Annotated in this window: 21 protein-coding genes; 11 read left to right on the forward strand and 10 right to left on the reverse strand. The window is 74.5% G+C overall.

The features are described from left to right. Positions 1 to 9 precede the first annotated feature (9 nt). Positions 10 to 687, reverse strand: coding sequence for a response regulator transcription factor (locus IE106_RS10495; RefSeq protein WP_189532353.1), 678 nt, complete (start codon positions 685 to 687; stop codon positions 10 to 12). Between the two features lie 416 nt (positions 688 to 1103). On the opposite strand from IE106_RS10495, the gene IE106_RS10500 reads away from it, so the two are divergent. The 3 genes from IE106_RS10500 (at position 1104) to IE106_RS10510 (ending at position 4840) form a co-directional block, all read left to right on the forward strand. Further along, on the forward strand, positions 1104 to 2603 hold the full coding sequence (locus IE106_RS10500) for a peptide MFS transporter (protein WP_189532355.1): 1500 nt from the start codon (positions 1104 to 1106) through the stop codon (positions 2601 to 2603). Between the two features lie 155 nt (positions 2604 to 2758). After that, entirely contained in the window at positions 2759 to 3841 is a 1083-nt protein-coding gene (locus IE106_RS10505; protein ID WP_189532357.1) for an LCP family protein, read from the forward strand. A gap of 288 nt (positions 3842 to 4129) precedes the next feature. Beyond that, entirely contained in the window at positions 4130 to 4840 is a 711-nt protein-coding gene (locus IE106_RS10510) for a CDP-alcohol phosphatidyltransferase family protein (protein WP_189533131.1), read from the forward strand. Here IE106_RS10510 and IE106_RS10515 read toward each other — a convergent pair. Continuing rightward, complete coding sequence (locus IE106_RS10515; RefSeq protein ID WP_189532359.1) at positions 4830 to 5303, reverse strand: FAD synthase family protein; 474 nt, start codon at positions 5301 to 5303, stop codon at positions 4830 to 4832. The genes IE106_RS10510 and IE106_RS10515 overlap by 11 nt on opposite strands. 139 nt (positions 5304 to 5442) lie before the next feature. Here IE106_RS10515 and IE106_RS10520 point away from each other — a divergent pair, with 139 nt between their 5' ends. Genes IE106_RS10520 through IE106_RS10530 form a run of 3 tightly spaced genes read left to right on the forward strand, consistent with a single transcriptional unit; the run spans position 5443 to position 9820 of the window. Then, a complete protein-coding gene (locus IE106_RS10520; RefSeq protein WP_189532361.1) occupies positions 5443 to 6732 on the forward strand; it encodes a glycosyltransferase in 1290 nt (429 codons plus the stop codon). Further along, positions 6729 to 8561 (forward strand): lipopolysaccharide biosynthesis protein, encoded by a 1833-nt coding sequence (locus IE106_RS10525; protein ID WP_189532363.1) that lies wholly within the window; start codon positions 6729 to 6731, stop codon positions 8559 to 8561. The genes IE106_RS10520 and IE106_RS10525 overlap by 4 nt, the downstream gene beginning before the upstream one ends. Continuing rightward, entirely contained in the window at positions 8558 to 9820 is a 1263-nt protein-coding gene (locus IE106_RS10530; protein WP_229840261.1) for an MATE family efflux transporter, read from the forward strand. The genes IE106_RS10525 and IE106_RS10530 overlap by 4 nt, the downstream gene beginning before the upstream one ends. 11 nt (positions 9821 to 9831) lie before the next feature. On the opposite strand, the gene IE106_RS10535 is transcribed toward IE106_RS10530, so the two are convergent. Then, positions 9832 to 11340: a hypothetical protein gene (locus tag IE106_RS10535; protein WP_373295933.1), complete on the reverse strand. Its 1509-nt coding sequence runs from the start codon at positions 11338 to 11340 to the stop codon at positions 9832 to 9834. Between the two features lie 129 nt (positions 11341 to 11469). Here IE106_RS10535 and IE106_RS10540 point away from each other — a divergent pair, with 129 nt between their 5' ends. Both IE106_RS10540 and IE106_RS10545 read left to right on the forward strand, forming a co-directional pair. Then, positions 11470 to 12009, forward strand: a complete 540-nt coding sequence (locus tag IE106_RS10540; protein WP_189532365.1) for a WcaF family extracellular polysaccharide biosynthesis acetyltransferase — start codon at positions 11470 to 11472, stop codon at positions 12007 to 12009. Positions 12010 to 12017: 8 nt separating this feature from the next. Next, entirely contained in the window at positions 12018 to 13151 is a 1134-nt protein-coding gene (locus IE106_RS10545; protein ID WP_189533137.1) for a glycosyltransferase, read from the forward strand. Here the strand turns inward: IE106_RS10545 and IE106_RS30670 are convergent. From IE106_RS30670 to gmd, 3 genes are all read right to left on the reverse strand, one after another. Beyond that, a complete protein-coding gene (locus IE106_RS30670; RefSeq protein WP_189532368.1) occupies positions 13130 to 13867 on the reverse strand; it encodes a hypothetical protein in 738 nt (245 codons plus the stop codon). The genes IE106_RS10545 and IE106_RS30670 overlap by 22 nt on opposite strands. 224 nt (positions 13868 to 14091) lie before the next feature. Beyond that, positions 14092 to 16803 carry a CBM96 family carbohydrate-binding protein gene (locus tag IE106_RS10555; RefSeq protein WP_189532369.1) on the reverse strand — a complete coding sequence of 904 codons (2712 nt, stop codon included), beginning with the start codon at positions 16801 to 16803 and terminating at the stop codon, positions 14092 to 14094. Between the two features lie 150 nt (positions 16804 to 16953). Then, a complete protein-coding gene (gene gmd, locus IE106_RS10560) occupies positions 16954 to 17967 on the reverse strand; it encodes a GDP-mannose 4,6-dehydratase (protein ID WP_189532371.1) in 1014 nt (337 codons plus the stop codon). A gap of 122 nt (positions 17968 to 18089) precedes the next feature. On the opposite strand from gmd, the gene IE106_RS10565 reads away from it, so the two are divergent. Further along, positions 18090 to 19103, forward strand: coding sequence for a GDP-L-fucose synthase family protein (locus IE106_RS10565; RefSeq protein ID WP_189532374.1), 1014 nt, complete (start codon positions 18090 to 18092; stop codon positions 19101 to 19103). Between the two features lie 19 nt (positions 19104 to 19122). Here the strand turns inward: IE106_RS10565 and IE106_RS10570 are convergent, their stop codons facing one another. The 3 genes from IE106_RS10570 to IE106_RS10580 all read right to left on the reverse strand — a co-directional run bounded on the left by IE106_RS10570 (position 19123) and on the right by IE106_RS10580 (position 21843). Then, on the reverse strand, positions 19123 to 20610 hold the full coding sequence (locus IE106_RS10570; RefSeq protein WP_229840262.1) for a sugar transferase: 1488 nt from the start codon (positions 20608 to 20610) through the stop codon (positions 19123 to 19125). A 162-nt stretch (positions 20611 to 20772) separates the two neighbouring features. Continuing rightward, positions 20773 to 21297 (reverse strand): ATP-binding protein, encoded by a 525-nt coding sequence (locus IE106_RS10575; protein ID WP_189532375.1) that lies wholly within the window; start codon positions 21295 to 21297, stop codon positions 20773 to 20775. Positions 21298 to 21474: 177 nt separating this feature from the next. Next, on the reverse strand, positions 21475 to 21843 hold the full coding sequence (locus IE106_RS10580) for an STAS domain-containing protein (RefSeq protein ID WP_189532376.1): 369 nt from the start codon (positions 21841 to 21843) through the stop codon (positions 21475 to 21477). 253 nt (positions 21844 to 22096) lie between these two features. Here IE106_RS10580 and IE106_RS10585 point away from each other — a divergent pair, with 253 nt between their 5' ends. Continuing rightward, the gene (locus IE106_RS10585; protein WP_189532377.1) at positions 22097 to 22978 is read left to right on the forward strand and encodes an RNA polymerase sigma factor SigF; all 882 of its coding nucleotides are present in this window, start codon (positions 22097 to 22099) and stop codon (positions 22976 to 22978) included. Positions 22979 to 23125: 147 nt separating this feature from the next. Then, positions 23126 to 23989, forward strand: coding sequence for a class I SAM-dependent methyltransferase (locus IE106_RS10590; RefSeq protein ID WP_189532378.1), 864 nt, complete (start codon positions 23126 to 23128; stop codon positions 23987 to 23989). 136 nt (positions 23990 to 24125) lie between these two features. On the opposite strand, the gene hutI is transcribed toward IE106_RS10590, so the two are convergent. Then, positions 24126 to 25385: an imidazolonepropionase gene (hutI, locus tag IE106_RS10595; protein ID WP_189532379.1), complete on the reverse strand. Its 1260-nt coding sequence runs from the start codon at positions 25383 to 25385 to the stop codon at positions 24126 to 24128. Positions 25386 to 25404 lie beyond the last annotated feature (19 nt).

Below are 25404 nucleotides of genomic sequence, written 5' to 3' on the forward strand. Positions count from 1 at the left end.
GGAGTCGCCTCAGCTCTTCTCGAAGCGGAAGCCGACACCGCGCACGGTGGCGATGTAGCGGGGGTTCGCCGCGTCGTCGCCGAGCTTCTTGCGGAGCCAGGAGATGTGCATGTCGAGGGTCTTCGTGGACGACCACCACGTGGTGTCCCAGACCTCGCGCATCAGCTGGTCGCGGGTGACGACCCGGCCGGCGTCGCGGACCAGGACGCGCAGCAGGTCGAACTCCTTCGCGGTGAGCTGGAGCTCCTCGTCGCCCATCCAGGCCCGGTGCGACTCGACGTCGATGCGGACGCCGTGCGTGGCGGGCTGCGGGGCGGGCTCGGCGGCGCCGCGCCGCAGCAGGGCCCGGACGCGGGCGAGCAGCTCGGCGAGCCGGAACGGCTTGGTGACGTAGTCGTCGGCGCCGGCGTCGAGCCCGACGACGGTGTCGACCTCGTCGGCGCGGGCGGTCAGCACGAGGATCGGCACCGTGTGCCCCTCGGAGCGCAGCCGGCGGGCGACCTCCAGGCCGTCCATGCCCGGCAGGCCCAGGTCGAGGACGACGAGGTCGACGCCGCCCCGCAGTCCCGTGTCGAGCGCGCCGGGCCCGTCCTGCCGCACCTCGACCTCGTACCCCTCGCGCCGCAGGGCGCGGGCCAGCGGTTCCGAGATGGAGGCGTCGTCCTCGGCGAGCAGTACACGCGTCATGCAGTGATGGTAGTCCGCGCGGCGTGTGGGTCGTGGGGAGATCGAGTCATGATCATCCTGCCCTGGGGCTCACGGGTGTCATCCTGGTGATGACCTTCGATTGTGTGCGCGCGGTTCCTTCGGTGCCTGTGATCCATCTCTCAAGTCCTTCCATATGCCGTACTGTCGTGGCGTATGGTGGCGAGACGTTCGAAGTGGTAATCGGGGACCTTTGGTGGCATCACTCGTTGACGCACCAAAGGTCTCTTTTCTGCTCGGCGAAGGAAAGACCTGTGGGCCGGGCCCGCGGCGCGACGTTCGACTCGCGCGGCGGGTGTGGATCCCGGTGCGGCCCCCGCCGTACCGGTGCCGGCCGCCCGGAGCGGGCGCGGGCCGCCCATGAAGCGACACGCGTCCCGAACGAACAAGGATCGACCATGGCGTCCAGCCTGACGAAGGACTCGGCCAGTACCCCTGGTTACGAGAAGACCTTCCTCGGCCACCCCCGCGGCCTGGCCAACCTCTTCATGACCGAGATGTGGGAGCGCTACAGCTATTACGGCATGCGCGCCCTGCTCGTGCTGTACCTGTCGGCCGAGGTCGCCGACGGCGGTCTCGGGTTCGAGGACGCCACAGCCATCGCCATCTACTCGGTGTACAACGCGATGGTGTACCTGCTCGCCCTGCCGGGCGGGTGGTTCGGTGACCGCGTCTGGGGCGCCCGCAAGACGGTGGCGATCTCCGGCACGGTCATCATGATCGGCCACTTCCTGCTGGCGCTGCCGACCACCGTGTCGTTCTTCGTCGGCCTGGGCTTCATCGCCGCCGGTTCCGGCCTGCTGAAGGCCAACATCTCGACGATGGTCGGCCACCTCTACCGGGACAAGAACGACCCGCGCCGCGACGGTGGCTTCACGATCTTCTACATGGGCATCAACCTCGGTGCCTTCGTCGCCCCGCTGACCATCGGCTGGGTCGGCCAGAAGGTCAACTGGCACTACGGCTTCGCCCTGGCCGGCGTGGGCATGGCCGCCGGCCTGCTCTTCTACTTCCTGGGCTTCCGCAACCTGGCGCCCGAGTCGAGCCAGGTGCCGGCCCCGCTGTCCGAGACCGAGCGCGCGAGCATCATCAAGCGCGCCATGATCTGGCTGGCCGTCGCGGCCGTCGCGTACGCCCTGGTCGGCCTGAGCGGCCAGTTCACCATCGACTGGGTCCTGTGGCCGCTGACCGTCCTGGGCCTCGCGCTGCCGACGTACTACCTGGTGCGGGTGCGCCGCGACAGCGACCTGGAGCCGGTCGAGCGGTCCCGGATGTCGGCGTACGTCTGGTTCTTCGTGGCCGCCGCCGCGTTCTGGGCGATCTACGACCAGACCGGTTCGACGCTGACCCTGTTCGCGAAGGACAACACCGCCGGCTCCCTGTTCGGCTTCGAGTTCCCGTCGAGCTGGTTCCAGTCGCTCAACCCGCTGTACGTGATGGCGCTCGCGCCGGTCTTCGCCTGGCTCTGGGTGGCGCTCGCGCGCCGCGGCAAGGAGCCGAGCACGCTCAGCAAGTTCGCGACCGGCCTGGTGCTGATCGGCAGCTCCTTCTTCGTGATGATGCTGGCGCAGACCGCGTCGGCGGGCGGCGTCAAGGTCACCCCGCTGTGGCTGTGCTCGGTGTACCTGATCCAGACCGTGGGTGAGCTGACCCTCTCCCCCGTCGGCCTCTCCCTGACGACGAAGCTGGCCCCGGCCAAGTACGCGTCGCAGATGATGGGCGTCTGGTTCCTCGCCGTGACCGCCGGCTCGTCCGTGATCTCGCTGCTCCAGCTGGTCGGCGCGCCGACCGACACCGAGTGGTGGTTCGCCAGCCAGGGCGCCATCGCCGTGGCGGGCGGTATCGCGATCTTCATGTACCGCAAGCGGGTCCAGCCGCTGATGGGCGGCGTGCACTAGCCGCCGCGCGACCGCGAGGGGCGCCGCACCGGGTCTTCCCGGTGCGGCGCCCCTTTTTCGTCGTCCGGGGCCGCCGACGGCCTCCCCCGGCGCCGGGCGGACGTCTATAGTTCACCGACCGGTCGGGGGGCCGGGATCCGCGGGGAGGGGAAACCGTGACGGAGAGCACCAGGACGGACGGCGGGGACGGACGGGGGCCGGGAGGGCCGCGCGGACGGACCCGGCGGCGCGTGTGGCGGGGCGTCGGGATCGGGTGCGCCGCCGTGCTGGTCGCCACCGCCGCCGCCGGCTGGTGGGCGTACCGCAGCCTCGACGGGAACCTCACCGGCGTCGACATCGGCAGGGCCCTCGGCGACGACCGGCCGCGCAAGGCGCCCGGCGCGCTGGACGCGACGAACCTGCTCGTCCTCGGCTCCGACTCGCGGGCCGGGGAGAACGCGCGGCTCGACGGCGGCGCCGTGGCCGGCGCCCGGTCGGACACCGCCCTCGTGGTGCACGTGTCGGGGGACCGCGCGAAGGCCGTCGCCGTGAGCATCCCCCGCGACACCCTCGTCGACCGCCCGTCCTGCACGACGCCGGACGGCGGCGGGACCGGCCCGGCCGAGCGCGTGATGTTCAACTCCGTCTACGCGACGGGCGGCGCGCCCTGCGTGGTGAAGACGGTCGAGAAGATGTCCGGCGTCCGCATCGACCACTTCCTGGAGATCGACTTCGCCGGGTTCAAGGACCTCGTCGACGAGCTGGGCGGGGTGACCGTCGAGGTCCGCGAGCCGATCCGGGACACCAGGGGCGGCTTCTCCCTGGAGCCCGGCACGCACCGGCTGGACGGCACCGACTCGCTGAGGTTCGTCCGCACCCGGTACGGCTACCGGGACGGCAGCGACCTGGGGCGCATCGGCCTCCAGCAGCAGTTCCTCACGGCGCTCCTGCGCGAGGTGCAGCGGCAGGACCTGCTGGGCAGCCCGGCGAAGTCGTTCCGGATCGCGCGGTCCCTGACCGAGTCGCTGACCACGGACTCCGAGCTGGCCTCGCTGACCGCGCTCGTCGAGTTCGGCCGCGGCATGCGCGGGATCGACCCGGCCGCGATGGACACGGTCATGCTGCCCGTCGTGTACGACGGGGCCGACCCGAACCGGGTCGTGCCGGCCCGGCCGCAGGCGGACGCGGTGTGGAAGGCGATCCGGGAGGACACGCCCGTGCCGGCCTCGGCACGGAGGTCCCCGGCGTCGGCGGGCTGACCGGCACGGGTCGGGCCCGGGGCCGCGCCGGGGGCGGCCGGGGCGGGCCGAGGGCGGCGCGCGGACCGCGGACGGGGGACCGGACGGTGCCGTACGGGGGTGGCGCGGGGCCCCGGGCCGGTGCGCAGGGGACGGCCGACACGTGTGGGGCGGGCGGGGCGTGCGGGATGGGCCGATGCCGTACCGCGGGCCGGGGCCCCCTGCCATCATGAACGCTTCCACGGGGTGAGGACGCAGGGGGTGGCGATGGCCGGGGCGACGAGCGGCACGGCCGCGGGAGCGGCGCGGATGACCGGGGGCGAGGCCCTGCGGCGCCTGGGCGGGGCCCAGAAGACGGCCAAGGGGGTGTCGCTGTACTCCCGGTTCGTGAACCGGCCGGCGGGCCGGGTCCTCGCGGCCGGCTCGTACGTCGCCGGGCTCTCGCCCAACCAGGTCACCCTGGTCAGCGCGGCGTTCGGCTTCACCGGAATCGCGGTGCTCGCGCTGGCCGCGCCGTCGTGGTGGACCGGGGTGCTGGTGTGGCTGGCGCTGGCCGTGGGGTTCGCCTTCGACTCGGCGGACGGCCAGCTCGCGCGGCTGCGGGGCGGCGGCAGCCCGGCGGGCGAGTGGCTGGACCACGTGGTGGACTGCGCCAAGACGACCGCGCTGCACAGCGCCGTGCTGATCGCCTTCCACCGCCACCCCGAGCACTTCGGCACCGGGTCCGACGGGTGGCTGCTGGTGCCGCTGGTGTTCCTCCTCGCCTCGATCGTCACGTTCTTCGGCGGGCTGCTCACCGAGCAGCTCAAGCGGAGGGCCGCGCCGGGCGGTGCCCCGCCCGCGCCGTCGGTGCTGCGCGCGGTGGCGCTGCTGCCGGTGGACCACGGCGTCTTCTGCCTGGTGTTCCTGCTGCTGGGCGGCGGGCCGCTGTTCCGGTGGGGGTACGGGCTGCTGGGCGTCGCGGCCGTGCTGTACCTGCCCGTGTTCCTGGTGAAGTGGTTCCGCGAGCTCAGCCGTTGAGGTGCCCGCCCGGCGGGGCGGCCGCCGTCTGCTGAGTCAGGGCGTCCAGGGCGCGGCGCAGCTGCGTGCTGGAGGTGTGCACCGTGTACGGGAAGTAGACGATGTCGACGCCCACGGCCGCGAAGTCCCGCTCCAGCCGCTCGCCGCGCGGGGTGCCGCGCCAGTCGTCGCCCTTGAACAGCACGTCGAACCGGACCTGCTTCCAGGTCTCCAGCTTGTCGGGCACGGTCTCGACGAACGCGGCGTCCACGTACTTGACGTTGCGGACGATCTCCAGCCGCTCGATGAGCGGGATGACCGGGCGGTGGCCCTTGGCGCGCTCCGCCATCTCGTCCGAGACGACGCCCGCGACGAGGTAGTCGCAGTGCTGCCGGGCGTGCCGGAGGATGTTCAAGTGCCCTATGTGGAACAGGTCGTAGGCCCCCGGTGCATATCCCACCCGATATGGTGTGCGCTCCGACATGGCTCGCTTGCCCCCCTCTGGAACGGCCTGTCCCCCCGTGTCTGGGCTCGTCCCGGCCGACAGTACCGTGCACACTTCGCGCAGGACAGGTGAACGATTAGGGTGCGGCGAGCGATCGTTCGTCACGAGGGGGCTGCGGATGCGGGACGCGGACGGGACCGGACGGGACGACGGCGGACGGCGACGGCGCCTGCTGCTGGTGTCCACCAACTACGCCCCCGAGCACACCGGGATAGGCCCGTACGCGACGCAGGTGGCCGAGCACTGGGCGGCGCGCGGACACGAGACGCACGTCCTGGCCGGCATGCCGCACTACCCGTCCTGGTCGGTCGACCCGGCGTACCGGGGAGCGTGGCGGCGCACCGAGACACGCGGGGGCGTGACCGTGCACCGCAGGCGCCACACCGTGCCCGGCCGGCAGACGGCGGTGCGGCGCGCGCTGTTCGAGGGGTCCCTGCTGGCGCACCAGCTGGCCGCGCCGCCCCGGATGCCGCGGCCCGACGCGGTCGTGGCCCAACTGCCCAGTCTCGCCGGGGGCGTGGTGGCCGCCCGGCTCGCGGCGCGCTGGCGGGTGCCGTACATACCCGTGGTGCAGGACCTGATGGGCGCGGCCGCCGCGCAGAGCGGCATCGAGGGCGGGGACCGGGCGGCGGCGGCAGCGGCGCGCGTCGAGGCGTACGCGCTGCGCCGGGCCACGCTCGTCGGCGTCATCCACGAGACGTTCACCGCACGGGTGACCGCGCTGGGCGTGCCGCCGGAGCGCGTCCGCACGGTGCCGAACTGGTCGCACGTGGCGGCTCCGGCGCGGCCGCGCGAGGAGACGCGCCGCCGCCTGGGGTGGGCGCCGGCCGACACGGTGGTGCTGCACTCCGGGAACATGGGCCTCAAGCAGGGCCTGGAGGTGCTGGTCGGCGCGGCCCGCCTCGCCCCGGGCCTACGGGTGGTGCTGATGGGCGACGGCAGCCAGCGCGGGGCGCTGGAGCGGCTCGCCGCGGACGTGCCCAACCTGGAGTTCCTGCCGCCCGTCGACGACGCCGACTTCCCCGAGGTGCTGGCCGCCGCGGACGTGCTGGCGGTGACGCAGCGGGCCTCGGTGCTCGACATGAGCGTGCCCTCCAAGCTGACCTCGTACTTCGCCACCGGGCGGCCGGTCGTCGCGTCGGTCGCCGACGGCGGCGGCACGGCGCAGGAGGTGCGGCGCTCGGGCGCGGGCGTGCTGGTGCCGCCGGAGGACCCGGCCGCGCTGCTGGAGGCCGTACGGGGGCTGGCGGCCGATCCGGGGAGGGCGGCCGTGCTGGGCGCGGCGGGGCCCCGGCACGTCGAGGCGCACCTGGGCCGGGCGGCGGGGCTGGCCCGGTACGACGCGCTGCTCGACGAGGTGCTGGCGGGGGGCGCCGGGGGCGCCGGGGTGGAAGGAGCGGGCCGGTGACGCAGGCGCAGGGCGGGGCGGCGGGGGTGCCCCCGGTCCCGGTGGACGACGAACCGGACCTCCTGCGGGACCAGTTCCGGCAGTTGCTGCGGTACCCGCGGCTGATCGCGGGCGGCGTGCTGCTCGGGCTGCTGGGCGGCGCCTGGCTCGGGTACAGCACCTCGGACACGTACGTGGCGACGAGCGACGTGGTGCTGCGGGTGCCGACCGAGGACCCGTTCAACCCGTCGATCGCCGTCGAGAAGACCCTCGACATGAACACCGAGCGGCAGGCCGCCACCAGCCGCCGCACCGCCGAACGCGCCGCCGACGCGCTGGACTTCCCCGGCGACCCGGCGGGCCTGGTGTCCGGTCTGCAGGTCACCAACCCGCCCAAGTCGCAGGTGCTGCGCTTCAGTTACACCACCGCCGACCCGCAGGTGTCGGCGCGCCGGGCGAACGCGCTGGTCGCGGCGTACCTGGCGGACCGCAGGGAGCAGACCGAGCAGATCCGCGACACGATGATCAGGGGGCTCCAGGCGCAGCTCGACCCGGTCGCCCGGCAGCACGACGAGCTCGCGCGGGAACTCGACGGCAGGTCCGCCGTCGAGGCGGAGGCGGACTTCGCGGTCAAGGCCAACCTGCTCAACCGGATCACCGAGCTGAGCAACCGGATCAGCAAGCTGAAGGCGCTCGACGTGACGCCCGGCAAGGTGATCAGGACGGCGACGCCGCCCACCGCGTCGGACGGTCCGGGCTGGGCGCTGTCCCTGGGGCTCGGCGGGGCCGTCGGTGTGGCGCTCGGACTGCTGCTGGCCTGGGTGCGGCTGGTGTTCGACCCGGCGGCCCGCTCGGAGGGAGACGTGGCGCGGGCGCTGCGCGCGCCCGTCCTCGGCTCGCTGCCGCGCAGCCGCGACACCGACCCGCTGCTGACGGAGGACCGGGAGGACTCGCCGCTCGCCGAGGAGTACCGCTCCATCGCCTACCGGCTCGCCTACGACCAGCGGTTCGCCGACCGGCGGCGGCTGCTGGTGGCGGCGCCGCGCGGCTCCAGCCGTACGGCGGCGGCGGTGGCGGTCAACCTGGCGGCGTCGTTCGCGGAGACCGGCAAGCGGGTCCTGATCGTGGAGGCGGAGCTGCGGCGGCCGTCGCTGGAGGGCCAGTTGCGGGCGCGGGAGATCGGCCGCCCGCCGTGGACGCGGGACGGCGAGGGCGAGGGCTGGCCGAACGGGCGGCGGCTGGCCGTGGACGCCGGGGAGTCGGGCGGCTTCGAGCTGGTGCCGGGCGTCCGGGTGCGCAACGTGGCGCGGGCGCTGACGTCGCCGGAGACGTCCCGGCTGGTGGCGGAGGCCGACGACCCGAACGTCACGGTGATCGTGCTGACGCCGCCGGTCTTCGCGTACGCCGACGCGCTGGCGCTGGTGGACCGGGTGGACGGCGTGCTCGTGGTGTGCGACCCGCGCGGGGTGCACCGGTCGCAGCTGGCCCGGCTGCGGGACCTGATCACGGGTGCGGGCGGCACGGTGCTCGGCACCGTCATGCACCGCGGGCAGCGCGGCAAGGGCGGGCGGCGGGGCGGGAAGGGCGCGAAGGGCTCCGCGGGGGCGCACGGGCAGCCGCGCGGCGCGGCCCGGCCCCTGCCGGACGGCGGCCGCCCCGACCCCGCGGGCGGTCCGACCGGTCCCGCCGGCGGTCCGGGCCGGCCGGGCGGTCCGGGTGGTCCCGGTGGTCCCGGTGGGGGTCCGGGCCGGCCGGGGGGCCCGGGTCGGCCGACGGGGGCGGACGACGTGCCCGAGGACGGGTCCACGACGATGGCGCTGCGCGCCGTCACGCCTCCCGACCCGTCGTGAGCGGCGCGCGGGGCGGCGGTGGGAGCGGGGCGCTCGCCGGCCGCACCGCCGCCGTCGCCTCGGTCCTCGACCAGGGCGCGGCGGGGCTGACGAACATCCTGGTGCTGGTGCTGGCCGCGCGGCTGTCGACGGTGGCGGGGTTCGCCGAGTTCTCCATGGTGTACCTGGTGTTCACCGTGGCCCTGGGCCTGTTCATGGCGTACGTCGGGCAGGCACTGGTGCTGGTGCGCGGCGACGCGGGCGCCGCGGCGGCGGCCTGCCGCTCGGCGCTCGCCTTCACCGCGGCGGGCGCGTGCGCGACGGGCGCGGCACTGGCCGCGGCGGGCGCGGCGCTGCCGCCGGGCGGACGGGCCCTGGTGGCGCTCGGCGCGGTGCTGCCGGTGGTGCTGCTGCAGGACGCGGCCCGGTACTGCTTCTCACTGCTGGGGCGCCCGCACCACGCGCTGGCGGCGGACGGGCTGCGGCTCGCGTCGACGGTGGCGGTGCTGGCGGCGCAGCCGGCCGGGGCGTCGCCGGGGCGGCTGGTGCTGGCGTGGGGGCTGGCCGCGCTGCCGGGGCTCGCGGTGGCGGCGCTGCTGCTGCGGCGGCCGCTGGCGGGGGCGCGCACGGAACTGCGGCGGTACCTGCGGCGGGGGCACCTGGGGCGGCGGTTCGCCGTCGAGTTCGCCGTGGGCAACGGCTCCGGCCAGGTCGCGGTGCTCTGCCTCGGCCTGCTGGGCAGTCCCCTCGCGGTGGGCGCGCTGCGGGGCGCCTCGGCGCTCTTCGGGCCGCTGAACGTGTTCTTCGGCGCGGCGAACGGCTTCGGCCCGCCGCTGCTGAACCGTCTGGGCGGCGGGCGCTCCGTGGTCCGGGTGACGCTGCTGCTGGGCTGCGCGCTGGCCGCGGCGGGCGCGGCGTGGGGCGGGGTGTGGTGGCTGTTGCCGGACGGCTGGGGCCGCCGCGTGCTGGGCGGGACCTGGCCGGCCGTCGCGGCGCTGCTGCCCGCGTCGGCGGCCCAGTACACGCTGATGGGTCTCGGGGTGAGCGCGCTGCTCACGCTGCGGGTGCTGAGCCCGCGCGAGACGCTGCCGGTGCAGGTCGTGTTCTCGCTGCTGTCGGTGGCGCTGCTGTACGCGGGGTTCGCGGCGGGTGGCGCGGTGGGCGCGGCGTGGGGGCTGGCGGCCGGTTCGGGGGCGAAGGCGCTGGCCGCGTGGGCGCGGGTGGCGCGGGTGCGCCGCCGGGCGGACGCCCCGGGGGCCGCCGCCGTCGCCGGGCCCTGACGGGCGGCCGGTCAGTCGAGCCGGGCCCCCCGGTCGCGGCGGTGCGTGGCGACGAGCGCGAGGCACAGGACGGCGATCGCGACCTTGCCGGTGGCCTGGAGGAGCGGGCCGCGCACGAGGATGAAGGAGTACCCCGCCAGCAGCGGCGCCGCGATCAGCAGCAGGCCGCCCGACGGCGAGCCCCGTACGGCGCGGCGCGCCACGCGCCGGTCGACGCGGGCGGCGGCGTACCCGACGGTGGCCATGCCGGCGGTCATGCCGACGGGCCCGAAGTCGATCCACAGCTCCGCCCACACCGGGGACGACAGGTTGGTGTTGACGGCGCCCATCCACTCGCCGACCATCACCCCCGTGTCGGACGGCTTGCCCGCCCACACCGAGCGGGGCACGGCGAACAGCAGCGAGCCGGCGAACTGGCGGCCGTAGGTGTGGCCCTGCCCGGACTCCACGTACGTGATCGTGTTGGCGAACATGCCGACCTGGTCGTAGTCCTTGAGCGCCAGCGGCTCCAGGAACGACGTCGTCTCGATCTGCCGGGTGTTGTCCTCGTCGTACCGGAAGCGGTCGGCGAACGGGAAGACGAGCAGCGCGACGACCACGCCGAGGCTCAGCGACGCCCGGTACATGACGGCGCTCACCGGGAAGGCGGTGAACAGCAGCGCGAACAGCACCGTCAGGAACCAGTACCGCGGGTTGGAGACCGGGTTGTTCACGACGGCGTTGAGGACGACGAGGGCGCCGAACACCGTGACGACCGACCAGGCGCGGCGGGCCCGCCGGGAGGTGACCAGCCGGCGCGTGTACACGAGGAGGGCGATGAGCGGCGGCACGGTGCCGAAGCCGCGCAGGAACGCCTGGCCGGCCTGGGAGCCGTCGCCGGAGACGCCGGCGTCCTCGATGCCGGCGATGATCTCCTGCCGGCTGCTGAAGAAGACGGCGGGCCCGCCGAGCTTGACGACGAGCAGGCCGCCGCAGGCGAAGGCGGCCAGCACCAGCAGCGGCAGGCGCCGGCGGTGGACCAGCAGCGGCCGGGCCCCGGGGGCGCCACCCCGGTCCGCGGCGCGGCCCCGGCGGCGCCGGCGGGCGCGGTACCGGGCGAGCAGGGCGCCCACGTCGAAGGCGAAGCAGCCCAGCAGGATCAGCGCGACGGCCTGGACCAGGTCCTCGCGGGGGCCGACGACCGGGGTGGGGACGCGGCCGAGGACCGCCTGGGCGAGCGGGGCGACGCCCATCGCCATGTAGCAGAACATCCAGAACGTCGCCTGGAGCAGCTTGCGGCGGGCGGTGAGCACCATCGCGGACAGCCGCACGCCGCAGTAGACGGTCAGGACGCACTGGAGCCAGAACGCCGCGTCGCGGGGGCCCTCGCCCGGCTGGGAGACCACGACCAGCGGCAGGAAGCACGACAGGCCGAGGACGAGCGGTACGGAGAGCGCCCTGGACAGCAGCGTCCGCGGCCGGAAGGGCGGCGGCAGCAAGGCGGCGCGCGGCGCGGCGCGGGGCGTCGTGTCGACCGTCACTCCCCACCCCCCGCCGCCGTGTCCCGCGCAGTCTAACGAGACGGTCCGAACGCGCCCTGGGATCAAGGCAGTAGAGCCGTTAATCTGATGGTCATTCCGCAGTGGGGTCACAGGGGGGAGACCGGCACCATGCGCGACCTGTCCGCGTTCACGCTGGCCGGGTACGACAAGGGCCGGGGCCGGCTGACCCAGGCGCTGTGGTTCGCGGTGCTGAACCTGGTCTTCACGACCTGGTGGTGCCCGGCCCGGCTGCGGGTGGCCCTGCTGCGCGCGTTCGGCGCGACGGTCGGCGAGAACGTGCTGATACGGCACCGGGTGCGCGTCCTGTGGCCCTGGAAGCTGACCGTCGGCGACCACACCTGGATCGGCGAGGGCGCCTGGCTGCTCAACCTGGAGCCGGTCACGCTCGGCGCCCACGTGTGCGTCTCGCAGGAGGCGCTGCTGTGCACCGGCGGCCACGACCACCGCGCCGCCGACTTCCGGTACCGCAACGCGCCCATCACGGTCGAGGACGGCGCCTGGGTCGCCGCCCGCGCCACCGTCCTCGCCGGCACCCGGGTGGGCCGCCACGCCGTCGTCGGTGCCGGCGCCGTGCTCCACCGGGACCTGCCGGAGCTGACCCTGCACACCGCGGACGGTACGCGCCGCCCCGTCGAGGAGCCCAGGTGACCGCGCCCCTGCGCGTCCTGCACGCCGTCACCCTGCACTCCCCCACCGGTGCGTTCGGCGGTCCCGTCCGGGTCGCCCTGAACCTGGCGCACGGGTTGCGCGACCGGGGCCACGAGCCGCGCCTGCTGGCCCTGGCCGACGGTTTCGGTCCCGTGCCGCCCACCGACGTGGAGGGTGTGCCCGCCCGGCTGTACCCGGCGCGCCGGGTGCTGCCGCTCGGCTTCAGCGGCCTCACCTCGCCGGCGCTGCTGGCCCGGGCGGGGCGGCTGGTGCGCGGCGCGGACGTCGTCCACGTGCACCTGGCCCGTGACCTGGTGACGCTGCCCGTGGCGCTGGCGGCGCTGCGCGCGCGGGTACCGCTGGTGCTGCAGACGCACGGCATGGTCGATCTCAGCGGCAGGCTCCTCGCGAAGGTCCTCGACGCGCTGGCCGTGCGGCGGGCGCTGCGCGGCGCCGCCGCGGTGCTGTACCTGACCGGGCACGAGCGGCGCGACCTGGACGCGGTCGCCGGGGCGCCCCTGCCGCACGCGGTGCGCCTGGTCAACGGGGTCCCCCGGCAGGAGCCGCGCCCCGCGCCGGAGGGGCCGCCGAGGATCCTGTACGCGGCGCGGCTCCAGGCCCGCAAGCGGCCGCGCGACTTCGTGGCGGCCGTGCCGGAGGTGCTGCGCCACCACCCGGACGCGCGGTTCGTCGTCGCCGGTCCCGACGAGGGCGAGCTGCCGGCCGTGCGCGCGCTGGTCGACGGGCTGGGGCTGCGGGAGCGCGTCACCTTCGTGGGGGCGCTGGCCCCCGACCAGGTGCTGGACGAGCTGCGCCGGGCGCACGTGTACGTGCTGCCGTCGGTGGACGAGCCGTTCCCGATGTCGGTCCTGGAGTCGCTGTCCGTGGGCACCCCGGCCGTGGTGACCGTGTCGAACGGGCTGGCGTCGGCGGTCCGGGAGGCGGGTGCGGGCCGGGTCGTGGCGGACGCGTCGGGTCTCGCGGGCGCCGTGCTGGAGCTGCTGGAGCCGACGGCCGCCGGGGAGTCCTCGGCGGCGGCGCACGCGCTGGCCGGGTCGGCCTTCTCCCTGGACGCCGTGGTGGACGAGCTGCTGGCCGTGTACGGCCGGGCGGCGGGCGGTCAGGCGCGCAGCCAGGCGTAGCAGCCGGTGGAGACGAACCGGGCGGCGCCGGGCGGGACGGTCAGGGTGTGCCGGTCGCCGGCGGCGCCGGGTGCCGGGCCGCCGGCCAGCTGGGTGCCCTGGGCATCGGTGACCTGCCAGGAGCAGCCGGGGCGGGCGGACGCGGTCCGGTAGCGGCCGGCGGCCGGGGAGGCGTGGGTGCCGTCCGGGTAGCCGCCCGCGGCCGCGTCGAGGACGGGGCGCTGGTCGGGGCACAGGTGGGTGACGGCGTCGCCGGCGTCGCGGAGGTCCCCGGCGACGACGGCCGCGGCGGCGGCGTCCTTGTCGTGCTTGGCGGTGCGGGCGATCCGCTGGCAGGTCTCCTTGCCGACGTCGAGGACGGCGGCGGGGTCGACGGTCCGGGGCACCCGGCCGCTGAGGTACTCCTTCTCCCGCTGGGTGAAGGAGCCGGTGGCGGGGGTGAGCGCCGCGTCCGGCCGTACGGGCCCGACCGGGACGGACCCGCCGGGCGCGGGGGCGGCGGTGGGACCGGCGGTCGGGCCGGCGGTGGGGCCGTGGGTGGCCGTGCCGTCCTGCTCCCCCGCGAGGCGGTCGGCCGCGGAGAGGCCCGGCGCGGACGCCGAGGGGGCCGCCGCCTCCGTACGGCCGGGGTCGTCACCGGAGGAGCATCCGGCCACGACGACCACCCCCACCAGCAGCAACGAGACGGCGGCGGGACGACGGAGGTGGGTGCGCATGTGTCGCTCCTGGTCGATGAGTACGTGACGGTCACGGCGCCCCCCGTGGGCGAGGCCCACCTGCACCCGGGAGGGGGAGGACGCCCCATTGGGCCGCTCGTGGAGCCGAAGGGGCGCGCGGGTGTCGGGAAGACGAGCGCGCGGAGGCCCTGAGGAACGAAGGGCCGAGCACGGTCGACTTCCCGACACCCGCTGAAAGCGCCCCGGAGGCGGAACGAGCCTATTCAGAGGGGCGAAAAGGTGAGGATCAGTCGAGGCGTGCCCTCCGCCGCCGGTGCCTCGTGCGACCACAGCCACAGCGCGTCGGTGCCCTCGCCGGTCAGGGCCAGGCTGTAGTCGCCGCCCAGCGCGGCGCCGACGGCGGCCCGGTCCAGTTGGACGGAGGCGCTGCCGCTCGGGCCGGCCGGTGGGGTGAGGGTGCCCAGGAGCTGGGTGCCGACGGCCGGTCTGGACGCGTGGGTGACCTCGTTCTCCGACCAGGCCGCCGTGACCGGGCGGACCAGCACGGGGTCGGTGGATCCGGCCGTCGACGACGAGTCGGTGCGGACCTCCAGTGCCGCCCCGGTGAGCCGCGTACCGGCGGGGGCGGCGGGCAGCGGGAAGCGGAGGTACGTCTCGTAGGCGGCGCTGCCGCGCACGGCGAGGGAGGTCGCGGTGCCGTAGTTGGTGCCGGTGGAGCCGGCGTTGACGTACGTGTCGGCGGTCGGCTGCACGGTGGTGACCGTGTCGCCCTTCTGGGAGGCGCGCGCGTGGTGGCCGGCGATCTGGGTGGCGGTGAGCGCGGTGGGGTAGACGGCGGTCTCGTCGAGCTGGCCGGCGAAGTGGTTGCTGGTCGGGCGGGACGGCCAGTTGCCGACGGCGTCGCCGCCGATGTGCCAGTAGCCGGCGTACCGTTCGTGGCCGGAGTAGCCGTTGCTGCCGACGCGCTTGCCGTCGACGTACAGGCTCATGCCGCCGGGGCCCTGGGTGCCGACGACGTGGTGCCACTTGCCGTCGTTGTAGGCGGTCGGGGTGTTGAGGTAGCGGGTTCCGCCGTCGTAGGCGCCGAAGTACAGCTGGCCCCAGTTGTTCATGTAGATGTGCTTGTCGTAGCGGCCGCTGTTGCGGGTGGTGTTGTTGCCGAACCCGATCAGTTTGCCGCCGCGTGTCGTGGTGGTCTTGAACCACGTCTCGAGGGTGTACGCGTCGCCGACGGTGACGCGGCGGTCGCTGTGGATCTTGGCGTCGACGCCGTCGAAGGCGAACGACCTGCTGCCGTCGGCGATGACGCCGGGCTGTCCCTGGGTGGGCGCGCCGGCCTGGAGGCCGCTGGTGTTGCCGGTGGAGGAGTCCGCGACGTACGGGGTGACCGTGTCGTCGTACCGCCAGTACAGCTGGGCGCCGTCCGCGATGACCTGGGAGGCGTAGGGCTGTGCGGAGACCGCGACCGTGGCGGTGACCGTGGCGGACGGACCGCTGACGTTGCCCGCGCCGTCCGTGGCGGTGACCCGGTAGGTGTGGGTGGTGCCGGGGGTCAGGCCGGTGTCGGTGAACGACGCCTGCGGGCGGTGCCAGGGCAGCGAGTCGGCGTTGACGGTGGCGACCGGGGTGGCCGAGCCGTCCCGGTACACCTTGTACGTCAGGCGGCTGTCGTCCAGGTCGAGGCTGGTGCGCCAGCGGACGTGGATCTCGCCGGGTCTCACGCCGGCCGCGCTCGCGACGGGTGTGGTGGGCCGGCCGGTGTCGCCGGTGGAGGCGAAGCGGGTGAGGCCCTGGGCGGGGGCGCCGTTGACGGTGGTGAACTCGCCTCCGGACCAGAGGTACTCGACGCCGTTCTTGGCGGCGATCGTGATCACCCGCGGGCCGATGCCCTCGCCGATCCCGTCGTTGCTGTCCGGGAACCAGCCGAGCTTGCCGACCGAGGTCGTGGGCTGTGCCAGGAAGTGGTAGCGCCGCCCGTCGGGGAACTCCCCGACGAGGCCGCAGTCGTGTGCGTGCGACGCGCTGTACAGCACGCCCTTGTGGGATTCGACCGCCTGCGTCGCGCCCAGGCAGGTGTCCCGCCAGCGCTGCCCGAAGCCATTCAGCTCCAGGGCGATCCGGCCGTCGAAGCCGCCGGTGCCCTCGTGGGCGGTGTAGAAGCCGGTGGCGTCGGTGTCGATGTCCTTGACGACCGAGCTGTTCATGATGAAGCCCGGGTAGGTCTTGGCGTTGGCGCCGGTGGTGGCGTCGACGACGGCGAGGGCGTGCGAGTCGGCCCCGTTGACGGTGAAGAAGTCGCCGCCGAGCAGGGCGTGCCGCCCGTCGGGGGTGATCTCGATGGCGCGGCCCGGTTCGTCGGCGTCGGCGCGGAACGGCCGCAGGGCGCCCGTCGTGGCGTCGACCGCGGCGAACCGCTGCCGTGTCTGGCCGTTGACCTGCCCGAAGTCGCCGGCCGCGTACACGGTGTCCCCGGTGACGGCGAGGGCGCGGACGGTGGCGGGGAAGGCGGCGTTGAAGCCGTCCTTCGGAGTGCAGGTGGCGATGTCGATGGCGGCGGCGCTGGACACGGGCATGCCGTTGACCGCGCCGAAGTAGCCGCCCACGTACAGGGTGCGCTGGTCCGGTGACACGGTCAGGGCGCGCACGGTGGCGGTGCCGGAGGAGACCGTGAAGGACAGGGCGCAGTCGGTGGGGGCGCCGGTCGCGGCGTCCAGTGCCGCGAAGTTCAGCGCCCGCCGCTCGGTCCCGGCCGCTCCTTCGGGGGGCCGTACGGTGGAGAACGTGCCGCCGGCGAAGACCACGCCGCCCGCCTGGGCGAGGGCCCAGACGATGCCGTCGGTCTGCCAGGTGGGCAGGTCGTCCGCGGTGAAGGCCACCGGTTCGGTGACCGCGGCGGCCTGCGGGGCGGTGACCGCCCCCAGGCCGGCCGCCAGGGACAGGGCGAGGGCGGCGCGCAGCCCTCTGGATCTCTTCATGTACCCCCCAAGACCGGACGCCCGGACGCCGTGAGCGGTCGCGGGCGCGTTCCGGGCGCCCGGCTGATCGCCCAAAAGAGTGAATGAGCCGTAGAGTAGCGCTCCTTGGGCCATTTCTGGCCAACTCCCCGTAAATTCACGGGCGGTGACTCAGCGGTCGACGCGGACCGTGGCGCCGGCCAGTTCGTCGCGGACCTGGCGGATGTCGGCGTCGACCATGATCCGGGCGAGTTCGTCGACCCGCACCTCGGGCTTCCAGCCGAGGATCTCCTCCGCCTTGCCGGCGTCGCCGATCAGCGCGTCGACCTCGCTGGGGCGCTCGTACTTGGCGTCGTGGCGGACGTACTCCCGCCAGTCGAGGTCCGCGTGGCCGAAGGCCGTCTCCAGGAACTGGCGGACGGTGGCCGCGACGCCGGTCGCGACGACGTAGTCGGTCGGCTCGTCCTGCTGGAGCATCCGCCACATCGCGTCGACGTACTCGGGGGCGTACCCCCAGTCGCGGACGGCGTCGAGGTTGCCGAGGTACAGCTCGCCCTGTAGGCCCGCCTTGATCCGGGCGACCGCCCGCGTGATCTTGCGGGTCACGAAGGTCTCGCCGCGGCGCGGGGACTCGTGGTTGAAGAGGATGCCGTTGACCGCGTACATCCCGTACGCCTCGCGGTAGTTGACCGTGGCCCAGTAGCCGTAGACCTTGGCCACGCCGTACGGGCTGCGCGGGTGGAACGGCGTCCGCTCGTTCTGCGGGGGCGGGGTCGCGCCGAACATCTCCGACGACGACGCCTGGTAGACGCGGGTGTCGACGCCCGACGCCCGGATCGCCTCCAGCAGCCGCAGCGCGCCGAGGCCGGTGACGTCCCCGGTGTAGAGGGGCGCGTCGAAGGAGACGCGGACGTGGGACTGGGCGCCCAGGTTGTACACCTCGTCGGGGCGTATCTCGCGCAGCAGGTTCACCAGCGCCACCCCGTCGGACAGGTCGGCGTGGTGCAGCACGAACGACCGGCCGGACTCCTGCGGACCCTGGTAGATGTGGTCGATCCGCTCGGTGTTGAAGGTGGACGAGCGGCGCACCAGGCCGTGCACCGTGTACCCCTTCGACAGCAGCAGCTCGGACAGGTACGACCCGTCCTGGCCGGTGACCCCCGTGATCAGTGCGGTCCTGCTCATGTGTGGCTTCCCCTCCCGGAGGAGCCGCGCGTCGGCCCCGTCCCCGTCGTTCCGCTGCGTGGTGTGCGTGGATCAGGGCGAAGGGCGTGGGTCGCGCGGTCGCTCCTGGCATGATCCGGCCCATGACCGACTCGCCGGCGGCCCCGCCGCCCCCCGCCCCGTCGTCGCCGTACCTGCCGCGGCAGGCGCGGATATTCGTCGCGGGCCACCGCGGACTCGTGGGGTCCGCGATGGTCCGCCGGCTGGCCGCCGACGGGCACGAGGTGATCACCCGTGACCGCGCGGCGCTCGACCTCCGCGACGCCGACGGCACCGCCGCGTTCCTGGCGGACGTGCGGCCCGACGCGGTGGTCCTGGCCGCCGCCAAGGTCGGCGGCATCCTCGCGAACAGCACGCAGCCCGTGCCGTTCCTGGAGGACAACCTGCGCATCCAGCTCAGCGTGATCGCGGGCGCGCACGCGGCCCGGGTGCCACGGCTGCTGTTCCTCGGCTCGTCGTGCATCTACCCCAAGCACGCGCCGCAGCCCATCCGGGAGGACGCGCTGCTGACCGGCCCGCTGGAGCCCACCAACGAGCCGTACGCGCTGGCGAAGATCGCCGGCATCTGCCAGGTCCAGTCGTACCGACGGCAGTTCGGCGCCGCGTACATCTCGGCGATGCCGACGAACCTGTACGGCCCGGGCGACAACTTCGACCTGGAGACCTCGCACGTCCTGCCGGCCCTGGTGCGCCGCTTCCACGAGGCGCGCGAGGCCGGCCGCGAGGAGGTGACGCTGTGGGGTTCGGGCACCCCGCGCCGGGAGTTCCTGCACGTCGACGACCTGGCGGACGCCTGCGCGACGCTCCTGGCGGCGTACGACGGCGACGCGCCGGTCAACGTCGGCTGCGGGCAGGACCTGACGATCCGCGAGCTGGCGGAGACGATCGCCGGGGTGACCGGCTTCACCGGCCGGATCGCCTGGGACACCGGCAAGCCCGACGGCACGCCCCGCAAGCTGCTGGACGTCTCCCGGCTGACGGAGCTCGGCTGGCGGCCCCGCGTCCCGCTGCGGGAGGGCATCGCCGCGACGTACGCGTGGTGGCTGGCCCGGCGGGGCGGGGGCGGCGCGGTGGACGGGCGCCCCGCGGACGGCTGACCGCGCCATCCCGGCACCCTCAGTACGCTCCGCGGCCGTCGACGACGGCCCGGAGCGTGCGGCTCATCACGTCGAGGTCGCTGCTGAACGACCAGTTGTCGACGTAGTGCAGGTCGAGCTGAATCGTTTCGTCCCAGGACAGGTCGGAGCGGCCGCTGACCTGCCACAGCCCCGTCATGCCGGGCCTCACCCGCAGGCGGCGCAGCGCCGTCGCGTCGTAGTCCGCGACCTCCTCGGGCAGCGGCGGGCGCGGACCCACCAGGGACATGTCACCCCGGAGGACGTTGAACAGCTGCGGCAGCTCGTCCAGGGACGTGCGGCGCAGGAAGCGCCCCACGCGCGTGACGCGCGGGTCGCGGCGCATCTTGAACATCAGCCCGTCGCACTCGTTGCGCGGGGCGAGGTCGCCCTTGCGGCGGTCGGCGTCGGTGACCATGCTGCGGAACTTCCACATGGTGAAAATCTCCTGGTCCCGGCCCACCCGGCGCTGCCGGTAGAGCGCGGGCCCGGGCGAGTCCAGCCGTATGAGCAGGGCGAGCAGGAGCAGCAGCGGGGCCAGCAGCACCACGCCGAGGGCGGCGCCGCAGCGGTCGACGGCGGACTTCAGGGCGGCCTGCGCGCCCGGGCCGAGCGGCGGTTCGACGCGCAGGACGGCGAGTCCGGCGACGGAGGTGGCCGTCAGCCGCTTCACGGACGTCTCGACCAGGCCGGGGGTGAGCGCGACCTCCAGGCCGGCGTCGTGGAGCGCCCAGCACAGCTCGCGCAGCCGGTCCCCGGTGAGGCACGCGCCGGGGGCGAGCAGCACCAGCTCGGCGCGGTGGCGGCGGGCGGCTTCGACCAGCCGGTGCCCGGCCGTGCGGCCGTCCAGGTCGGGACCGAGCCGGTCGGCGGCGGCCGTCTCGCCGGTGGGGGCGCCGTCCCCGGCGAGGACGGTGCCGACCACGGCGTACGGGTGGTCCGTGCGCGACGCCAGGCGCTGGACGGCGCCCTCCAGGACGCCCGGCTCGCCGACGACGAGCACCCGGTCGACGGCCTCGGCGGCGCGCCGGGCCTCGGTGAGGTGGCGGTGGAGCCGCCGCCGGCACACCACCGCTCCCACCAGGCAGGGCACGAGCGCGACGAGCGCCGGGTACGGCTGCGGGGGGTGGGCGGTGGCGACGCCGAGGACGGCGAGCGCGGCCACCAGGATCAGCCAGTCGTGCAGGACGGGTAACGCCCCGCGCGACTCGCCGAGTTCGTCGATCCGGTAGCGGCGCCGGAGCGCCCGGACGGTGAGCCAGGTCGCGGTGGCGACGGCGGCGGTCCGCAGCGGGTACGGCTGCCCGGCCCGGCCGAGGACCAGGGCGACGGACGCGGCGGTGACGGCGGCGTCGGCGCCGAGGACGGCCGGCAGGTACCACCGCGGCTTGGCGCGGCGGCCCGTGGACGTGCGACGCCTGCTTTGCGCGACGTCACGGACGGATGTCAGGCGTGTGGTGCGGACTCCGTGGGTTCCGGTGTCTCCCAAGATTCGTACGCCCCCCCAGGCTCGGAAAACCGTGCTCCCCGCCCGGGTCGGTGTGGCGGTTCACACAATTCCTTCACGCGAGGGCACACTACGCCACGAGGACGCCCTACAGAACACGTCCTTTCGTAATCTTTCGTATACGTACCGTTTCCGGACAGTTGCTTACGCTGGCGCTGCCAACTCCGCCCAGACGGTCTTCCCGGGCGCTTCCGACGCCCTCGTGACGCCCCAGTCGAGGCAGAGGCGCTGCACGATGAACATGCCGTGCCCGCCGGGCCGGCCGGCGCGGTGGGGGGTGCGCGGCGCGGGCTGCCCGGCGCCGCGGTCCTCGACCTCCAGGCGCAGCACCTTGGCCCTCAGCGAGACCCGCAGCTCCTCGGGGCCGTCCGCGTGGAGGCAGGCGTTGGTGACGAGTTCGGAGACGACCAGCAGCACGTCCTCGGCGGCGGCACGGCGGTCGGCGGTGGCGGCGGGGAGCCAGCCCCAGTCGTAGAGCGCCTGACGGGTGAAGTCGCGGGCGAGCGGGACGATGCCGCTCGCTCCGTCCAGCGAGAGGCGGCGCGTCTCACGGTGCGTGTCTCGCTCGTCGGACGCGTCGTAAGGTGCCACGCGCTGTGCGGAGGGGGCGCCGGGGCGGCCCGGCTCGGGGCCGAGGCCGCTCGGCGGTTGCTGCTGGGTGGCACCCATCAGCGCTTCACCTCACCGATTCACCAGGTCGTCATTGCGTCGACATCGACATCGTTTACAAAGAGTGTGGCCCCCTCGGCAGCCCACCGCGGGGTCTTCTGGCTTCTTCTGCCCGTCCGTCCCCGGCCGACACCCGTCAGATCGACCGTGTCCGACCTGAGGCCCCGGCGTGCCGCCCTACTGCGTCAGCGCCGCTTCCAGGGAGTCGTGCACCTCGAAGACCACGGAGGCCCCGGTGATCTCGAACACACGGGCCACGGCGGGCCGCATCGCGGCCAGGTGGACCGCTCCGCCGGCCGCCTCGGCCTTCAGCCGCGCGCCGAGGAGCACGTTCAGTCCGGTCGAGTCGCAGAACTCCAGCTCCGAGCAGTCGACCACCAGGCGCACGAAGCCCTGGGCGATCGCCGCCTCCAGGGGTTCGCGCAGCAACTCCGCGGTGTGGTGATCGAGCTCACCCGCCGGCGTCAGGATCTCACTCGAACCTTCCGTCCGGACCCCTACACGAAGTCGGCCCTGATTTGCGCTGCCGACCGTCTCGCGGCCCATTCCGCCCCTCTTCGCCGATGCCGTTGGGTCGGGAGAACCCTACGCCGAATTCCTCTTCGCGGGTAGTCGGAGGCCCCCGCAAAGGGTATATACAGGATAAATGACGTTCGTCTCGGCCACTTGCACCGGCACGTGCGAACCGGGTAGGGCTAGTAGGGCAACCCCTCGACACGGCCGGCCTCGGAGGCGCCGCACACCGTAATCCGACGTATGGGCATCGGCGGCCATATGCCGAGAACGATGGAGGACAACCATGTCACCCCGGCTCGACGAAACGCGTACCCAGAACGCGGCGTCGGCAACATCCCCCCACACGATCGATCCGTCCGATCTCTCGGACCTCCCCCCGATCCCTCCCTACGACGAGGTCGAACCCCTCGACGCGCGAGCGCTCTCCAAGACGCTCTTCGCCCGGCTCGAGGCCCTCGAGGAGGGGACCCGCGAACACGCGTACGTCCGCAACACCCTGGTCGAGCTGAACCTCGCCCTGGTCAAGTTCGCCGCCTCCCGCTTCCGGACGCGCAGCGAGCCGATGGAGGACATCATCCAGGTCGGCACCATCGGCCTGATCAAGGCGATCGACCGCTTCGAACTGAGCCGCGAGGTCGAGTTCCCGACCTTCGCGATGCCGACGATCATCGGCGAGATCAAGCGGTTCTTCCGCGACACGTCCTGGTCGGTGCGCGTCCCCCGGCGCCTCCAGGAGCTGCGGCTGGACCTGGCGAAGGCCGGCGACGAGCTGGCCCAGGAGCTGGACCGCTCCCCGACCGTCGGTGAGCTCGCCGAGCGGCTGGGCATCAGCAAGGACGAGGTCGTCGAGGGCATGACGGCGAGCAACGCCTACACCGCCAGCTCCCTGGACGCCCAGCCGGAGGAGGACGACTCCGAGGGCGCCCTGGCCGACCGGATCGGCTACGAGGACCACGGGCTGGAGGGCATCGAGTACATCGAGTCCCTGAAGCCGCTGATCGCGTCGCTGGCGCCGCGGGACCGCGAGATCCTCTCGCTGCGGTTCGTCGCCGGGCTCACCCAGTCGCAGATCGGCGAGGAGCTGAACATCTCGCAGATGCACGTGTCCCGGCTGCTCTCCCGCACCCTGGCGAAGCTCCGCAAGGGCCTGACCCTGGAGGAGTGACCCGCCTTTCCGGGGCCCGCTCCCGCCTTCCGGGGCCCGTCCCCGCCTTTCCGGGGCCCGTCCCCGCCGGGCGGGGCGGGCCCCGGGGTGTTTGCGCGCACGGCGGAAACGGGGGCGGCGCGGGCCGGGCGCCGGTGGGGTGGGGGCATGACGACGACCATGCGACAAGAGGCGTTCCTCCGGCGGTTCCACGCCGAGCGCCCCGGGGTCACCGGGGAGGCCATGGCGCGGGGGACGGGGCCGGACGGGCGGTCCAGCTACACGATGCTGCGGGACCTGGTCCACGGGGCCCGGGCGGTGCTCGACCTGGGCTGCGGGAACGGGGTGCTGCTGGAGTCCTTCGCCGGGGAACCGGAGGCCGCCGGGGGCGCCGGGGGCGCCGGGCGGGTCCTCGCGGGGGTGGACCTGTCCGCCGAGGCGCTGGCCGCGGCGCGCGGGCGGGCCGGCGTGCCCGCCGGGGCCGTGCTGGTACGGGGGCGGGGGCAGCGGCTGCCCTTCGCGGACGGGACGTTCGACGCGTGCGTGTCCCACATGGCGCTGATGCTGATGGGCGACGTGGAACAGGTGGCCGCGGAGGTCGCCCGCGTCCTCGCGCCGGGCGGCGTGTTCGCGTGCGTCGTGGGCGGCGGGGCGGTCGCCGGCGGCGGTGACGCGTACGAGCGGTTCCTGCGGCTGGTGCGGTCCGCCGTGGACGCCCTGCCCGCCGAGCGGCGCATCCCGAGGCTGGGCGACCCGCGCACCCGCACCCGCGAGGGCCTCGACGCGCTGCTGCGGGCCGCCGGCTTCGGGCCGGTCGCCTGGCGGACCGTGCCGCTGCGACTCGACGGGACCGTGGAGGACGTGTGGAGGACCGTGTCCTGCCTGTACGACCTGGAGCCGCTGCCCGCGCCGGACGCGGCGGCGCTGCGCGAGGCGTTCCTCGCGGAGGTCGCGCGGATCACCGGCCCGGACGGCCGCGTGCCGTGCGTGATGCGCCTCCACCTCTCCCGGGCGGTCCTCCCGCCGCGGTGACGGCGCGCGGGCGGCCCTCGTGCGCGCGCCGTCGAGGGGCGTCCGGGCCGCGCCGCCCCCGGGCTCCCCGGGGGCGGCGCGTGTCATGCGCCGCACGGGCGCCGGACGCCCTGCCGTCCTGCCGTCCTGCCGCCGCTCAGCCGACGACGGGGACGCCCGCGCGCCAGACCCGGGTGACCAGCGGGACGCCCGGCCGGTAGGCGAGGTGCACGTGGGAGGGGGCGTCCAGGACGACCAGGTCGGCGCGGGCGCCGGGGGTGAGGCGGCCGACGTCGGTGCGGCGGAGGGCCGCCGCGCCGCCCGCCGTCGCGGACCACACGGCCTCGTCGGGCGTCATGCCCATGTCCCGTACCGCCAGGGCGACGCAGAACGGCATCGACGAGGTGAACGACGAGCCGGGGTTGCAGTCCGTGGACAGCGCCACCGTCGCGCCCGCGTCCAGCAGGCGGCGCGCGTCGGGCCACCGCGCGCGCGTGGAGAACTCCGCGCCGGGCAGCAGCGTCGCGACGGTCGCGCTGTGGGCGAGGGCGTCCACGTCCTCGTCCGTCAGGTGCGTGCAGTGGTCGGCGCTCGCCGCGTCCAGCTCCACCGCGAGCCGGACGCCGGGCCCGTACGACAGCTGGTTGGCGTGGACGCGCGGGTGCAGGCCGCGGGCCTTGCCGGCGGTGAGGATCGCGCGGGCCTGGTCGCCGTCGAAGGCGCCCTCCTCGCAGAACACGTCGATCCAGCGGGCGTGCGGCGCGCACGCGTCGAGCATCTCCCCGGTGACCAGGGCCACGTACGCGGCCGGGTCGTCGGCGTGCTCCGCGGGGACGACGTGCGCGCCGAGGTAGGTGACCTCGTCGGTGTGGCGGGCCGCGACGCGCAGCGCCCGCGCCTCGTCCTCGACGGTCAGGCCGTAGCCGGACTTCGTCTCGAAGGTCGTCGTGCCCTGGCGGAGCGCCTCCCGCAGGTAGCGGGTGAGGTTCGCCTCCAGTTCGGCGTCGGTCGCGGCGCGGGTCGCGGCCACCGTCGTGCGGATGCCGCCCGCCTCGTAGGGGCGGCCGGACATGCGGGCGTTGAACTCGGCGGTGCGGTCGCCGGCGAAGACGAGGTGCGAGTGGGAGTCGACGAATCCGGGGATGACGGCCCGGCCGCCCACGTCGACGCGGTTGTCAGTGGCGGGTGCTTTGCTGGACTCACCGATCCAGACGACGCGGTCGCCCTCGATGACGACCGCCGCGTCCCGGATCAGTCCGAGGGGGGATCCGTCACCGAGAGGGGGGTCGTTGGTGACCAGGCCGGCGATGTTGGTGATGAGCGTGGCCGCGGTGGCCTCCGGTGCGACGGCGCTGTTCGTCGTGTCGGGGCCCGCGGTCGCGGGGGCGCTGTTCGTGGGCTCGTTGCCGCTGTTCATGGTGCGCGAGTTCTCCTTC

Origin of the sequence: Streptomyces roseolilacinus (assembly GCF_014649335.1) — a bacterium.
Classification (GTDB): domain Bacteria; phylum Actinomycetota; class Actinomycetes; order Streptomycetales; family Streptomycetaceae; genus Streptomyces; species Streptomyces roseolilacinus.

What these genes read in the sequence shown, in the direction of transcription:
- IE106_RS10520 (WP_189532361.1), top strand. Translation starts at nt 5,443, where the DNA reads ATGCGGGACGCGGACGGGACCGGACGGGACGACGGCGGACGGCGACGG.
- IE106_RS10575 (WP_189532375.1), bottom strand. Translation starts at nt 21,297, where the DNA reads ATGGGTGCCACCCAGCAGCAACCGCCGAGCGGCCTCGGCCCCGAGCCG.
- IE106_RS10500 (WP_189532355.1), top strand. Translation starts at nt 1,104, where the DNA reads ATGGCGTCCAGCCTGACGAAGGACTCGGCCAGTACCCCTGGTTACGAG.
- IE106_RS10540 (WP_189532365.1), top strand. Translation starts at nt 11,470, where the DNA reads ATGCGCGACCTGTCCGCGTTCACGCTGGCCGGGTACGACAAGGGCCGG.
- IE106_RS10580 (WP_189532376.1), bottom strand. Translation starts at nt 21,843, where the DNA reads ATGGGCCGCGAGACGGTCGGCAGCGCAAATCAGGGCCGACTTCGTGTA.
- IE106_RS30670 (WP_189532368.1), bottom strand. Translation starts at nt 13,867, where the DNA reads ATGCGCACCCACCTCCGTCGTCCCGCCGCCGTCTCGTTGCTGCTGGTG.
- IE106_RS10495 (WP_189532353.1), bottom strand. Translation starts at nt 687, where the DNA reads ATGACGCGTGTACTGCTCGCCGAGGACGACGCCTCCATCTCGGAACCG.
- IE106_RS10555 (WP_189532369.1), bottom strand. Translation starts at nt 16,803, where the DNA reads ATGAAGAGATCCAGAGGGCTGCGCGCCGCCCTCGCCCTGTCCCTGGCG.
- IE106_RS10565 (WP_189532374.1), top strand. Translation starts at nt 18,090, where the DNA reads ATGACCGACTCGCCGGCGGCCCCGCCGCCCCCCGCCCCGTCGTCGCCG.
- IE106_RS10585 (WP_189532377.1), top strand. Translation starts at nt 22,097, where the DNA reads ATGTCACCCCGGCTCGACGAAACGCGTACCCAGAACGCGGCGTCGGCA.
- IE106_RS10590 (WP_189532378.1), top strand. Translation starts at nt 23,126, where the DNA reads ATGACGACGACCATGCGACAAGAGGCGTTCCTCCGGCGGTTCCACGCC.
- hutI (WP_189532379.1), bottom strand. Translation starts at nt 25,385, where the DNA reads ATGAACAGCGGCAACGAGCCCACGAACAGCGCCCCCGCGACCGCGGGC.
- IE106_RS10515 (WP_189532359.1), bottom strand. Translation starts at nt 5,303, where the DNA reads ATGTCGGAGCGCACACCATATCGGGTGGGATATGCACCGGGGGCCTAC.
- gmd (WP_189532371.1), bottom strand. Translation starts at nt 17,967, where the DNA reads ATGAGCAGGACCGCACTGATCACGGGGGTCACCGGCCAGGACGGGTCG.
- IE106_RS10510 (WP_189533131.1), top strand. Translation starts at nt 4,130, where the DNA reads ATGACCGGGGGCGAGGCCCTGCGGCGCCTGGGCGGGGCCCAGAAGACG.